Origin of the sequence: Nonomuraea fuscirosea (assembly GCF_035917475.1) — a bacterium.
Lineage (GTDB): Bacteria > Actinomycetota > Actinomycetes > Streptosporangiales > Streptosporangiaceae > Nonomuraea > Nonomuraea fuscirosea.
The window spans coordinates 2,397,968-2,410,094 of sequence record NZ_CP109074.1 but is presented as its reverse complement, the minus strand read 5'-3'; the positions used below and the strand labels follow the sequence as shown (position 1 = coordinate 2,410,094).

13 protein-coding genes are annotated in these 12,127 nt (G+C 72.9%); 7 read left to right on the top strand and 6 right to left on the bottom strand.

What is annotated here, in order from left to right; genetic code table 11:
- The first annotated feature begins 20 nt into the window (after positions 1–20).
- The 4 genes from OIE67_RS10805 (at position 21) to OIE67_RS10790 (ending at position 3,434) form a co-directional block, all read left to right on the top strand.
- Complete coding sequence (locus tag OIE67_RS10805; RefSeq protein ID WP_326639096.1) at positions 21–872, top strand: D-alanyl-D-alanine carboxypeptidase family protein; 852 nt, start codon at positions 21–23, stop codon at positions 870–872.
- 72 nt (positions 873–944) lie between these two features.
- Entirely contained in the window at positions 945–1,493 is a 549-nt protein-coding gene (locus tag OIE67_RS10800) for a GbsR/MarR family transcriptional regulator (protein WP_326639094.1), read from the top strand.
- On the top strand, positions 1,490–2,368 hold the full coding sequence (locus tag OIE67_RS10795) for an alpha/beta fold hydrolase (protein WP_326639092.1): 879 nt from the start codon (positions 1,490–1,492) through the stop codon (positions 2,366–2,368). Before OIE67_RS10800 ends, OIE67_RS10795 begins: the two co-directional genes overlap by 4 nt.
- Positions 2,369–2,378: 10 nt before the next feature.
- Complete coding sequence (locus OIE67_RS10790) at positions 2,379–3,434, top strand: WD40/YVTN/BNR-like repeat-containing protein (RefSeq protein ID WP_326639089.1); 1,056 nt, start codon at positions 2,379–2,381, stop codon at positions 3,432–3,434.
- Between the two features lie 115 nt (positions 3,435–3,549).
- On the opposite strand, the gene OIE67_RS10785 is transcribed toward OIE67_RS10790, so the two are convergent.
- Complete coding sequence (locus OIE67_RS10785) at positions 3,550–4,179, bottom strand: alpha-ketoglutarate-dependent dioxygenase AlkB (RefSeq protein ID WP_326639087.1); 630 nt, start codon at positions 4,177–4,179, stop codon at positions 3,550–3,552.
- A gap of 179 nt (positions 4,180–4,358) precedes the next feature.
- Between OIE67_RS10785 and OIE67_RS10780 the strand changes: the two genes are divergently transcribed.
- Positions 4,359–5,117, top strand: coding sequence for a VOC family protein (locus OIE67_RS10780; protein ID WP_326639085.1), 759 nt, complete (start codon positions 4,359–4,361; stop codon positions 5,115–5,117).
- Between the two features lie 229 nt (positions 5,118–5,346).
- Positions 5,347–6,738 carry an MFS transporter gene (locus OIE67_RS10775; RefSeq protein WP_326639083.1) on the top strand — a complete coding sequence of 464 codons (1,392 nt, stop codon included), beginning with the start codon at positions 5,347–5,349 and terminating at the stop codon, positions 6,736–6,738.
- Positions 6,739–6,852: 114 nt separating this feature from the next.
- On the opposite strand, the gene OIE67_RS10770 is transcribed toward OIE67_RS10775, so the two are convergent.
- The 5 genes from OIE67_RS10770 to OIE67_RS10750 all read right to left on the bottom strand — a co-directional run bounded on the left by OIE67_RS10770 (position 6,853) and on the right by OIE67_RS10750 (position 10,670).
- Positions 6,853–7,398 (bottom strand): CGNR zinc finger domain-containing protein, encoded by a 546-nt coding sequence (locus OIE67_RS10770; protein WP_326639081.1) that lies wholly within the window; start codon positions 7,396–7,398, stop codon positions 6,853–6,855.
- A 168-nt stretch (positions 7,399–7,566) separates the two neighbouring features.
- Entirely contained in the window at positions 7,567–8,535 is a 969-nt protein-coding gene (locus OIE67_RS10765) for a WD40 repeat domain-containing protein (protein WP_326639079.1), read from the bottom strand.
- 5 nt (positions 8,536–8,540) lie between these two features.
- Positions 8,541–9,542 (bottom strand): hypothetical protein, encoded by a 1,002-nt coding sequence (locus tag OIE67_RS10760; RefSeq protein WP_326639077.1) that lies wholly within the window; start codon positions 9,540–9,542, stop codon positions 8,541–8,543.
- 82 nt (positions 9,543–9,624) lie between these two features.
- Positions 9,625–9,987, bottom strand: coding sequence for a DUF2203 domain-containing protein (locus OIE67_RS10755; RefSeq protein WP_106249645.1), 363 nt, complete (start codon positions 9,985–9,987; stop codon positions 9,625–9,627).
- Between the two features lie 11 nt (positions 9,988–9,998).
- Positions 9,999–10,670, bottom strand: coding sequence for a GntR family transcriptional regulator (locus OIE67_RS10750; RefSeq protein ID WP_326639074.1), 672 nt, complete (start codon positions 10,668–10,670; stop codon positions 9,999–10,001).
- Between the two features lie 101 nt (positions 10,671–10,771).
- Here OIE67_RS10750 and OIE67_RS10745 point away from each other — a divergent pair, with 101 nt between their 5' ends.
- Positions 10,772–12,100, top strand: coding sequence for an MFS transporter (locus OIE67_RS10745; protein WP_326639072.1), 1,329 nt, complete (start codon positions 10,772–10,774; stop codon positions 12,098–12,100).
- Positions 12,101–12,127 lie beyond the last annotated feature (27 nt).

Below are 12,127 nucleotides of genomic sequence, written 5' to 3'. Positions count from 1 at the left end.
GGAAAGCTTTTCTGGCTGCCATGGCAGGCGCTCTTGCCCTGGTCACAGGACTCACCGCGCCCGCGCATGCCTCGCCAACCCTCGCCCGGGCCGTCACCGCCGACGACGCCCCCACCGTCCGCGGCAGCGCCGCGTACCTGATGGACGCCGCCTCCGGCGCCGTACTGCTGAACAAGAACGGCGGCGAACGGATGCCCATCGCCAGCCTCACCAAGACCATGACCGCTTACGTGGTGCTGAAGAACGCCAAGCCCACGGACGTCGTCCGGATCAAGCGCGAGGACGTCGCGTACGCGGAGGACGGCGGCGGCACCACCGCCGACCTGCGCCCCGGCGACCGGATCACGGTCGGCGAGCTCATGTACGGCCTGATGCTGCCCTCCGGCGCCGACGCCGCCCACGCGCTGGCCCGCACGTACGGCCCCGGCGTCAAGGGCTTCGTGGCCAAGATGAACGCCACGGCCCGCGAGCTCGGCATGAACGACACCGAGTACGTCAACGCCGACGGCCTGCCCACGCCCCGCGGCGACGGCTTCTCCACCGCCAAGGACCAGGCCGTGCTCGCGGCCGCCGCGCTGCGCGTTCCGCTGATCAAGCAGGTGGCGGGCACGCGCCGGCACGAGCTCGACGCCGGCGACGGCCATCGTTCCTACGCGTGGCGCAACACCAACCGCCTGCTCAGGACGACGCCGGGGGCGATCGGGCTCAAGACCGGGTTCACCCGGGCGGCGGGTTACTGCCTGGCGTTCGCCGGCGAGTCGGACGGCCGGACGCTGGTCGGCGTGCTGCTCGGCGAGTCCGTCTCCAGCCGGCGCTTCGACACGGCGCAGGAGCTGCTGTCCTGGGGCGCGACCGCGCGCGGGGCCGCCTGACAGGACGAATGAGGTCGATGACCCTTGATGCGGTCATTGCAGTCATGACTGCAATGACCGTAATGTGGCGATATGGCCACGGAAGCAGAGCTGGAGTTCGTCGACGACGTCGCGGTGTTCTTCGCGCGTGAGGGCATGCCGCTGATCCCCGGCCGGGTGATCGGCTGGCTGCTCATCAGCGACCCTCCGGAGCAGAGCGCCGCGCAGCTGTCCGACGTGCTGGCGGCCAGCCGCAGCTCGATCAGCAGCGCGACCCGGCTGCTGACGCCGAGCGGGCTGGTCGAGGGGGTGCGGCGGCGGGGCGAGCGGCAGGAGTACTTCCGCATCGCGGCCGACGGCTGGAGCCGGATGCTGGCCGCCCGTTACGCGAAGACGGCCGCGTTCCGGCAGATCACCGAGAACGGGCTGCGCGTGCTCGCCGGCGGCTCCCCCACCCGGCGGGAACGACTGGAGAACGTGCACGAGCTGTACCGGTTCCTGGAGGGAGAGCTGCCCGCGCTCTGGCGACGATGGGAGACCCACCGCGCCCGGCTGGGCGGGCCTGGCGCCGGAGCGGACAGCGAGCTAGGCGGCGAGCAGGAGATCGGGCCCGCTGCCGGCCTTCGGGAGGAGGACTCATGACGGGTGAGCTGCGCAGCACGTACCTGGCCAGCCCGGAAGGCCGCCTGCACGTCCACAGCGCCGGCGAGCCCGGCGCGCCGCCGGTGCTGCTGCTGAGCGGAGCCGGGGTGGACAACGCGCTGCTGAGCTGGCGGCACCTCATCCCCGTCCTGGCCGGCGGCCACCACGTGCTCGCGCTCGACTGGCCGAAACAGGGCCGGAGCCGCCCGTGGAGCGGCCGGGTCACCCACGAGCGCATGCTGCGCTGCGTCACCGACGTGCTCGACCGGTTCGGCCTGCGTTCTGCCGCCCTCGTCGGGCTCTCCCAGGGCGGCGCGCTCGCCCTGGCCACCGCCATCGAGCATCCCGGTCGGGTGGACCGGCTCGTCGCGCTCGCACCGGCCGGCATCCTGTCGTTCCCGCCCCTCGTGCACCAGGCCCTCTGGCTCACCGCGAAGCTGCCTCTGCTCAACAGCGTGCTGCCGACGGCCATGCTGGGCAGCAGGGAGCGGATCGCCGGGTTCGCCAGGAAGGCGCTGTTCGCGGGACCCGTACGGGACTTCGAGGACGTCATCGACGAGATCGAGGCGGAGGTACGAGAAGGCGGCGCGGGCTCCTCCGACTGGCAGAACGCCTCGATCGGCCCCCTGCGCATGCGCGTCGACCTGCGCCCGCGCCTGCGCGAGATCGTCTGCCCCACGCTGATCATCCAGGGCGACAAGGACGTCGGCGTTCCGCCCGCGCGGGCACGGGACGCCGCAGCGCTCATCCCCGGCGGCCGGTTCGAGCTGCTCAGAGGCGTCGGCCACTGGTCGAACCGGCAGGCGCCCGCCCAGGTCAACGCGCTCGTGGCCGGGTTCCTGCAGCCCATGGACGGCGCTGATCCTTTGGGCTAGTTTGCCCGACATGAAGCTTCGCATCGCGTTAGGCGTCCTGTCAGCGGCCCTCGTGCTCACCGCCTCGCAGCCCGCCCAGGCCGGCCCGCCCCGGCTCGGCTGGGAGCTCAAGCAGACGGGAACGACCGAGCGCCTGCGTGGCCTGTCGCCGGTCAGCGGGAACGTCGTGTGGGCCTCGGGCTCGGGCGGCGTCGTGCTCAGGACCGTGAACGGCGGGCGTACCTGGCAGAACGTCTCCCCGCCCGGCACGGAGGCGCTGCAGTTCCGCGACATCGAGGCGTTCGACGCCGACCGGGCCGTGGCGCTGTCCATCGGCGAGGGCACCGACTCGCGCGTCTACCGGACGGAGGACGGGGGCCGCACGTGGGCGGAGACGTTCAGGAACGACGAGCCCCGGGCCTTCTACGACTGCCTGGCCTTCTTCGACCGGCGCCACGGGCTGGCGATGAGCGATCCCGTGGACGGCCGGTTCCGGATCCTGGCCACGGACGACGGCGGGCGCAGCTGGCGGGTGCTGCCCGCGGACGGGATGCCCGAGGCGCTGCCCGGTGAGGCCGGGTTCGCGGCGAGCGGGCAGTGCCTGGTCGCCGCGGGCTCCCGTGACGTCTGGCTGGCCGCCGGCGGGGCGGAGCGGGCGCGGGTGTTCCACTCGGGCGACCGCGGGCGTACGTGGACGGTGGCCGACACGCCGGTCCCGGCCGGCGATCCGGCGCGCGGCGTCTTCGGGCTGGCCTTCCGCGACCGCCACCGGGGCATCGCGGTCGGCGGCGACTACCGCCCAGACCAGCAGTCGCCCAGCGCCGGGGCGGTCACCAGGGACGGCGGCCGCACCTGGCACCCGTCGTCGGCGCCGCCGCCCGCCTACCGGTCAGGGGTGGCCTGGCTGCCGCACCTGCCGTTCGCGGCCGTCGCGGTGGGGCCGTCGGGGAGCGACGTGACGTATTCGGGCGGGAGGAACTGGGAGACGTTCGACGGCGGCTCGTTCGACACGGTGTCCTGCACCCGGGACCTGACCTGCTGGGCCTCCGGCGAACAGGGCCGCGTGGGACGACTCGTGCTGAGATGACCGCGCACTGAGGCAGCTCCCGCATCGCGGCCGGGACAACCGCCCGTCCCGAGACTGCGCCCCGCATCACGCGGGGCCTCCATGCGGAGACGCCCCCGCGTGGCGGGGCCCTCGGTCAGCGGACGCCCCGTGGGCGGAACTGGATGCTGATGCGGGGGCCCGCCGGGCGGGTGGTCTTGGGGATGGCGTGCTCCCAGGTGCGCTGGCAGCTGCCGCCCATCACGATGAGATCGCCGTGCCCCAGGTCGCGCCGGATCGAGGGGCCGCCGCCGCGCGGGCGCAGCAGCAGCGAGCGGGGGGTGCCGACCGAGATGATCGCGACCATGGTGTCTTCCGTGCTGCCCCGGCCGATCGTGTCACCGTGCCAGGCCACGCTGTCGCGGCCGTCGCGGTAGAAGCAGAGCCCGGCCGTACGGAACGGCTCGCCGAGCTCCTGCCCGTAGTAGGCGTCGAGCGCGCGCCTGGCGTCGGCGAGGACGGGGTCGGGCAGGGTCTCGCCCTCGTCGTAGAACTTCAGCAGCCGCGGCACCTCCACGACCTTGTCGTACATGCGGCGCTTCTCCGCCCGCCACGGCACCCGCTCCGCCAGCCGCTCGAACAGCGCGTCGGCCCCCGTCAGCCAGCCCTGTCTCAGGTCGATCCAGGCGCCGTGAGCCAGATGGGTCCGGTGCACGGCGCCGTCGAGCGGACCGAGCCCGAGCTCGGTGTCGAGATCGAGCAAAGAAGCTTGGAACGCGGCTGTCATGGTGTCGAGTGTATGCCATTGTTCAAACATCCATTCGACTTACCGATTCTGTCGCATGGCTCGCGGCGATCGGCGGATCGTGTCACGCTGTGAAGCGCCGGATACGAGTGGCGTCGCCCCTCCGACCGCACCAGAGGTGAAGAGGCCACCCGCCGCTTCGTCACGCGAAGGAGCAGGCCATGCTCACCACCGACTTCACTCCGGGCACCCCCAGCTGGCTCGACGTCGCCGCCCCCGACGTGGAGGCGGCCGACGCCTTCTACACCGGGCTGTTCGGCTGGCGGTCCCTCTCGCTCGGGCCCGAGCACCGCGACTACCGCTTCTGCCAGGTCGACGGCCGAACGGTCGCCGGGATCAGCCCCAGCAGGGGCGCGGCCGCGTGGCTGACCTACTTCCACACGCCCGACGCCGACACCGTCGCCAAGGCCGTCGAGCAGGCGGGCGGCAAGGTGCTGGCGGCGCCGTTCGACATCCAGGGCCAGGGCCGGATGGCGGTCTTCGCCGATCCCGCCGGGGCGTCGTTCGCCGTCTGGCAGCCGGGCGCGACCCGGGGGCTCGGGCTGGTCACGGAGCCCGGCTCGCTCGGATGGGTGGAGCTGCACGTGCCCGATCCCGGCCGGGTCAGGGGCTGCTACGAGTCCGTCTTCGGCTGGCGGATCGAGGACCTGCCGATGGGCGACGCCACCTACCCCGTGATCTCGCCCGCCCAGGGAGGCGAATCCTCGGCGATGGCCGGCATCGCCACCCTGGAGCCGGGCGACGAGCCGCACTGGCTGCCGTACTTCGAGGTGACCGACTGCGACGCGACGGTGGAGCGGGCGCAGGAGCTGGGCGCCACCGTACGGGCCACACCGGCGACGACGGAGGGCGCGGGACGGATCGCGTTCCTCGCCGACCCGTTCGGCGCCCGCTTCGCGGTCATCACCAGCTCAGCCTGAGCGACGGGGCGGCACCGGCCCGAGCGGGCGGAGGATTGAGGAAGTGACCTGAGTGGGCGGGGGTGTGCGGCCGGCCTGCGCGCACGCAGCCCGCGCAGGCCGGCCTCCCCGGCGTGAGCGGTTTCCCCAGCTCAGGGAGCTTGACTGCGGGTACTCATTCCCGTGACACCCCTCCCCTAACATCGGCATGCCGGTTTCCTGTAACGTCTTGTCGGTGTTATTCCGTTACATGACCGGAGCCGTCGCCGCGCGTACCGGTGACGAGATGTCCGGGCCCGCCCTGCTCGTGATGGGCCTGGCCGTCACCGGGTCGCCGGTGCCCGCATCATGGTTGCTGGCCGGGCTCACCGTCTCGGCCGCCGCCGGAGGACCGCTGCTCGGGGTGCTGCTCGACCGGTCGCCGCGGCCGGGGCGGCTGCTGGCGTCGTGCCTGCTCGGGTACGCGGGCGGGCTGCTGCTGATCCTCGCCCTGCTGGGACGGGTACCGGACGCGGTCGTGATCGGGCTGGCGGTCGTGACCGGACTGCTGGGACCCGCGCTCACCGGCGGATGGACGGCCCAACTGCCCCTGGTGGCCGGTCCGGGACGCCTGGGCCGGGCCACGGCACTGGACTCGATGAGCTACAACCTGGCCGGCCTGGCCGGTCCGGCACTGGTCGGGGCCGTGGCTGCCTTCGGAGGGGGCGGTGCGGCGGTGCCGGTGTCCGCCGGGCTGCTGATCGCCGCACTACCGGCCGCATACGGCCTCCCCTCACGCGGCGGCCTCGCGGTTCGCGCAGGCACGGACGACGAGACCCGCACAGCCACCGGCCACAGGGTTCGTCCAGGCACCAGCCATGGGGTGCGCGGGGGTACAGGCCGGGGCGAACTGCCCGCGCGGGTCGTTCGGGCCAAGGTGAGGGCGGTGGGGGCCGAGGTGCGGGCCGGGGTCTCGGCGATCGTGCGGAACGTGGCGTTGCGGCGGGCCACGGTCGGGTCGATGGTGTCGTGCTGCGGGCTGGCCATGCTGGTCGTGTCCGCGCCTGTGCTGGGTGAGCGGCTGACCGGGCAGAGCGGCCACGGCGCGCTGCTGCTGGCCGTCACCGCCGCCGCCGGCCTCACCGCCAACGCCGTGCTCGCCGCCCTGACCCGCCCCCGGAGCCCCGCCCGAGCCGACGCGCCTCGACCGTGGGACGTGGCCGAGCAGGCTGGGGACTTGGCCGAGCGGACGGAGCGCTCAGGGAACAGGGCGGAGCGGGCGGGGAACGGTCCTGGGGCGCGGTTCTGGGATGTGGTGCAGGCGGCGGGGACTGCCGTGCTGGGGGTGGGGATGGTGGTGCTCGCCGTCTCCGGGACGTTCTGGGTGGCGGTCGTGGGGGCCGCGGTGGCAGGGCTGGGTGAGGGCCCGCAGCTCACGGCGCTCTTCGCCGTACGGCACCGCGAGGCGCCCGCGCGCCTGCGCAGCCAGGTGTTCACCACGGCGGCCAGCGTCAAGATCACCTCGTTCGCGCTCGGCTCCGCGCTGGCCGGCCCGCTGGCGGCGTACGACGTCGGCATCGCCCTGCTCGCCGGCGCGGCCCTCCAGGCGACGGCCGCCGCGATCCTGCTGCCCCGCGGCCGCTCCTCCCCCGGCAGCGGCTGAGGCGTGGCAGCGGCGAGACGCGGGCAGGCGGCGGCCGGTGGGCGCGCCGGTGGGTGGAGCCTGTGCCGGTGGCGGGGACGTAGCCGGTTGGGCTCCGGTGGCGGGCTCGTTGGGTCAGGTGGTGCGGGCTCGGTGGGCGGCGACGCGTTCGCGGGTGGCGCAGCGGGCGCTGCAGTAGCGGCGTGGGCTGCCGCCGCCCAGGTCGAGGAACGGGCGCCCGCAGCTCGCCGAGGCGCACAGCCCGCCCGGTACCCGCTGGTGATCGGCCAGCAGCACCGCCAGCGCCATCGCCGACGACGCCAGGAACCACTCACCCCATGGGGCCTCGTCGCTGCTGTCGACGTGGACGTGCCAGGTCGTCGTGCCGCCGTGGTCGGTCAGCCTGGGGGGCCTGGCCGACTCCGCGAGCAGCCGGTTGAGCAGGGCCGACGCATCGCCGGGGGTGGCCGCGCCGAGCACCTCGCGCAGCCGGGCCGCCGCCGCGCGCATCGCCCGCACGTCGTCCTCCCCCAGGCCGAGGTCCCCCGTGCAGGGAGCGCCGAGCTCGCCGTACGCCCGCAGCACCCGCGACACCGACTCGATCGACGGCTGCTCGTGCAGCAGCGCCACGCACAGGTCGACGGCCCGCGCGGCCATCGCCTTGGTCGAGTGAACCTCCACCAGCAAAGCGTATGTCCCGCCACCGGCCACCCAGCCGCCCGACCGCCGCAAGACGGTCAGCGGGCAGGGCGGTAAGGCCGCCGACCGCTCAGCCGCCGTATTCCGGTCAGCCGCCCCACCGCCGCAGACCATCCGATCGCCGCAAACCGCCCAACAGCCGCAGACCGATCAGCCGCCGCAGGCTGCGAAGATGAAGGTGTCGGGGAGGATCGTGTAGCGGTCTCTGAGCTTGACCGTGCCGGTCTCCGTGTCGATCCGGACGATCGTCATCCTGGTCCTCCCGCCCGGCTCGCTGAGCAGGTGGGCGGTCAGTTCGTGGTCGCCGGTCCAGTCGAGCATGTGGACGTGCCCGGCCGGCAGCTTGACCCGCCTGCGCTCCCCGAGCTGGTCGCCCGCCATGTCGTACGTCACCGTAAGCGCCTTCGCCCCGGCCACCAGGATCGCCGCAGTACGCCCGTCGGCCGCCAGCGCCCCCGGCAGGTTGGCCGCGATGACCTGCGGCGGCGTGGTCCGGCTCAGCTCCTCCCCGGTCTCGGAGTAGGCGACCAGCTCGGTGACGGACTCGTCGGCCTGGACGGTGGCGAGCAGTTCGTCGCCGTCGCCGCTGAAGCCGGCCACCGTCGCCTCGGGCGGAAGGACGCCGACCTGCTCACCGGTCGCCGTGTCGAAGATCCGCGCGCCGGCCGGCTTGTCGCCGCGCGGGGAGGCGGCCAGCCGGGCGCCGTCGTCGGACAGCACCAGCGTCACCTCGTACTGGGCCCGCTTCGGCAGCGCGTCCTCGGCCAGCAGGCGCACCCCGCCGCCGAGCGTCCGCACGGCCAGGCGGCCCTTCTTGGTGAAGTACGCCACCCGCCGGCCGTTCCCGCTGACCGCGATGGGGGCCGGCACGTAACGGTTGGTGGAGCCGTCGGCCTCCAGCGCGAGCGTCTGCGCGTCGGGCAGGGTGCTCCTGGCGCCGCTGTGCATGACGAGCCGCCAGGAGCCGCACGGCCGGGCGCCGCCGCCCTTGATCGGGCAGCTCTTGATGGAGGCGTAGCGGATGCTGTCGTGGTCGTGCCCGGAAACGTGGGCGTGGGCGGTCGCCGGCCAGGCCAGGGCGAGCGCCGTGGTCAGAGCTGCGATGATCTTGATGCGCATGCGGTTCACTCCCCCGCGAGGACGTAGGCGTGGTATCCGGAGTTGATCGTGTACTTGTCGGCCTGTTCGGCCGCGCCGTTCGCCGGATCCACCGTGAGCACCCTGACCACCGTCGCTCCTGATCTGTCGTCCGTCGTGATCGTAGTCGTGAGCCGGCCGCCGCTCCATCGCGCCAGGTACGGCGCCACGTCGGCGGGCAGCGGCAGGTCCGCGCCGGCGGACAGCTCGCCGCTCTCGAGGTCGTAGGTGCGCACCCGCGGCGGCTTGTCCTGGCTGGCCGTGAAGAACCCGACGGTGGTGCCGCCGGCGTCGAGGGCGTAGGTGCCGCCGTTGACCACGATCGTGGGCGGGGTGCGCTTGAGGAAGCCGCCGCCGGGGCGCAGGGCGTACAGGGCGGTGGTGTTGTCGCTCATCGTCCGGGTGGCCAGCACCTGGTCGCCGTCGGCGCTGAAGCCCTGGGTCGAGTAGACGGCGGGCAGCGTCGTGATGCCGCCGGTGGCGACGGTGATGATCTTGGTACGCAGGCGTTCCGGGTCGTCGGTGTAGTCGATCAGCACGCGGTGGCCCGAGGGCGACAGGGTGAGGGCCAGTTCGTCGCTGCCGACGCCTCGTGGCCTGGCGGAGGCGGGCAGCTCGGTGGCCGGGCCGCCGTCGGCCCGCTGGACGACCAGGCGGTGGTCACGGGCGCGTTCGTAGGCCAGCACGCGGCCGTCCGCGCTGACCGCGAACGTGGCGGGCTGCCGGGTCCTGCGGCCCTTGCCGTCGACGCCGCGCGCGGCGGCGGCCGGGACGGCGACCTGGCGGCCGTCGCGCAGCAGCAGCCGCCACGTGCCGCAGGGCCAGGACTCCTCCCGCTTCTCGTCGTAGCAGGTCTTGATCCAGGCCGCGCGTACGGCGGGACGGGCGGCCGTCGCGGAGGTGTCCGCCTGGGCCGGGACGGAGCCGAGCCCCAGCGCGCCGATGACCGCCGGCGCGAGGAGCGCCGCGGCCGCCGAGGAGAGCCTCATGGGTGTGGTCCTTTCGCTCACCCCGTTAGACACGGACGCGGCGTGTTCGGTTGATCACGGATCGGCCACACGTCGCGCCGGGCTACAGCGGGCGGCGGCCGGCGAAGCCCAGCTCGGTGCGGTGGTACCAGCCGAGCTCCCGCTCCCCCTCGATCCAGCACAGCCGGACGGAGAACCCGTCGAGCACCGAGGGGAAGTCGACGAGCACGGGCGCGATGCCCTTGACCTCGATGCCGCGCTCGTTCCACCCGCTCAGGATCTCCTCGATGCGGGCCTGCAGTCCTTTGAGCTCGGGCAGGCCGCCCAGCTCCGATCCGCCGCCGGTGCGGCGGGCGAAGTCGATCTCGGCCAGGTCGGCGCGGGCGGCGATCACCACGGCGGCCTCCTCCATCACGGCGGGGAGCAGCGCGCGGGCCTCGTCCAGGGTGAAGATCCGGTCGTCCATGGGCGGCAACGTTAGCGGTCGGGGTCGTAGGCGTGGATGAGCAGCCGCTCGGCGTGGTCGAGGTAGTCGTCCAGATAGGCGGCGGCCTGCTCGGACTCGCCCGATTCGATCAGGCCGAGCAGCGTGCGGTTGCGGTCGACGAACGGCTCGTGGAAGGCGCGCGGGTTTTCCATCACGTGGAAGACGAGCCGCAGCTCGGCGAGGAGCTGGCGCATGGCCTCGTCGATCCTCGGGCTCTGGTTGAACGAGACCAGGGCCTGGTGGAAGCGGATGTTGGCGGTGCCGACGCCCTGCCAGTCGTCCCGCGCCGCGGCCTGCTCGGCGTCGAGCACCGCCTGCTTGAGCAGCGCCAGGGCCGGCTCGGCCGGGGCCCGCCGCACGGCCGCGCCCTCCAGCACGCGGCGCACCTGGTAGAGGTCGGCGACGTCCTCGGCGGACGGGAGGCGGACGAACACGCCCCTGTTGAGCCGGTGGTCGAGCAGACCCTCGTGGCCGAGCAGGCGGAAGGCCTCGCGCAGCGTGTTGCGCGACACCTCCAGCGCCTCCGAGATGGACTCCTCCGACAACCGCTGCCCCGGCTGGAAGTAGCCCTCGCTGATGCGGCCGCGCAGGACGTCGGCCACGCGCTCCGCCGTGCTGCTGCGCCCCAGCCGCGGCCGGTCCTGAGAAAGATCGGCAACCACGTTATCCACATTTAACAGGGAATCATGGAGCAAACCTCTTGTCGAATTGTTCAACGATCCTTACGTTGATAGATATCCCCCACGATTTCAAGGAGCGATCGATGTCAGGCTCCACGCAACAGACCCGGCGGGTGATTCTCGCCAGCCTGATCGGCACGTCGCTGGAGTGGTACGACTTCTTCCTCTACACCACTGCGGCCACCCTGGTCTTCCCCAAGCTGTTCTTCCCCTCCCTCGACCCGTTCAACGCGGTCCTGGTGTCCCTGACCACCAACGCCGTCGCCTTCGTGGCCAGGCCGCTCGGCGGCATCGTGTTCGGCCACTTCGGCGACCGGGCCGGCCGCAAGACGGTGCTGGTGGTGACGCTCCTGGTGATGGGCGTCTCGACGTTCCTCATCGGCGTCCTGCCCGGGTACGCCAGCGTGGGCGTGCTGGCCCCGATTCTGCTGGCGGTGCTCCGCTTCGTGCAGGGCCTGGGCCTCGGCGGCGAGTGGGGCGGCGCGGTCATCATGTCGCTGGAGCACGGCGACGGACGGCGGCGCGGCTTCAACGCGAGCTGGCCGCAGGTCGGCGTGCCCGCCGGCTACGTGCTGGCCACGGGGCTGCTGGCGCTGATGTCGTTCGTCATGACCGACGCGGCGTTCCTGTCGTGGGGCTGGCGGGTGCCGTTCCTGCTGTCAGGGGCGCTGGTGTTCGTCGGCCTGTGGGTCCGGCTGAAGGTCACCGAGTCGCCGCTGTTCGAGGCGGTCGAGCAGCAGGGCGTCAAGGCGCGGATGCCGCTGGTCGAGGTGCTGCGCACGCACCCGCGCGCGTTGCTGTCGGCCTTCACCGCGCGGATCGGGGTGGACGTCGCCTTCTACACGTTCACCGCGTACATCATCGTCTACATCACCACCGTGCTGGAGCTGCCGCGCTCGTACGCGCTGAACTCGGTGCTCATCGGCTCGGCGCTGCAGCTGGTGCTGATCCCGCTGGCCGGCGCGCTGTCCGACCGGTACGGCCGCCGTCCCGTCTACTTCGCGGGCGTGCTCGGCGCGGCGGTGTGGGTGTTCGTCTTCTTCCCGCTGCTCGACACCAAGTCCTTCCCGCTGATCGCGCTGGCCGCGGTGGTGGCGCTGGTCACCCACGCCGCGATGTACGGCCCGCAGGCCGCCTTCATCGCCGAGCTGTTCAGCACCCGCCTGCGCTACAGCGGCGCGTCCATGGGCTACCAGGTGGCCGGCATCGTGGGCGGCGCCCTCGCGCCGGTGATCGCGCTGCAGCTGTTCGCGTCCTACCAGTCCACGATCGCGGTCTCGATCTACGTGGTGATCGCCCTGGCCGTCACGACCGTGGGCCTGGCCATCGCTCCTGAGACCCGCGACCTCGACCTGGCGGAGAGCGCCCCCGAGGCCGCGCCCAAGGCCCCGCAGGTGGGCCCGTTCGCCTGAACCGTCGTTCTTCCGACCATCGCAGGA

Excerpts from the sequence above, each read along its gene's own strand:
- OIE67_RS10805 (WP_326639096.1), top strand. The coding sequence starts at position 21 with ATGGCAGGCGCTCTTGCCCTGGTCACAGGACTCACCGCGCCCGCGCAT.
- OIE67_RS10800 (WP_326639094.1), top strand. The coding sequence starts at position 945 with ATGGCCACGGAAGCAGAGCTGGAGTTCGTCGACGACGTCGCGGTGTTC.
- OIE67_RS10795 (WP_326639092.1), top strand. The coding sequence starts at position 1,490 with ATGACGGGTGAGCTGCGCAGCACGTACCTGGCCAGCCCGGAAGGCCGC.
- OIE67_RS10790 (WP_326639089.1), top strand. The coding sequence starts at position 2,379 with ATGAAGCTTCGCATCGCGTTAGGCGTCCTGTCAGCGGCCCTCGTGCTC.
- OIE67_RS10785 (WP_326639087.1), bottom strand. The coding sequence starts at position 4,179 with ATGACAGCCGCGTTCCAAGCTTCTTTGCTCGATCTCGACACCGAGCTC.
- OIE67_RS10780 (WP_326639085.1), top strand. The coding sequence starts at position 4,359 with ATGCTCACCACCGACTTCACTCCGGGCACCCCCAGCTGGCTCGACGTC.
- OIE67_RS10775 (WP_326639083.1), top strand. The coding sequence starts at position 5,347 with ATGACCGGAGCCGTCGCCGCGCGTACCGGTGACGAGATGTCCGGGCCC.
- OIE67_RS10765 (WP_326639079.1), bottom strand. The coding sequence starts at position 8,535 with ATGCGCATCAAGATCATCGCAGCTCTGACCACGGCGCTCGCCCTGGCC.
- OIE67_RS10760 (WP_326639077.1), bottom strand. The coding sequence starts at position 9,542 with ATGAGGCTCTCCTCGGCGGCCGCGGCGCTCCTCGCGCCGGCGGTCATC.
- OIE67_RS10755 (WP_106249645.1), bottom strand. The coding sequence starts at position 9,987 with ATGGACGACCGGATCTTCACCCTGGACGAGGCCCGCGCGCTGCTCCCC.
- OIE67_RS10745 (WP_326639072.1), top strand. The coding sequence starts at position 10,772 with ATGTCAGGCTCCACGCAACAGACCCGGCGGGTGATTCTCGCCAGCCTG.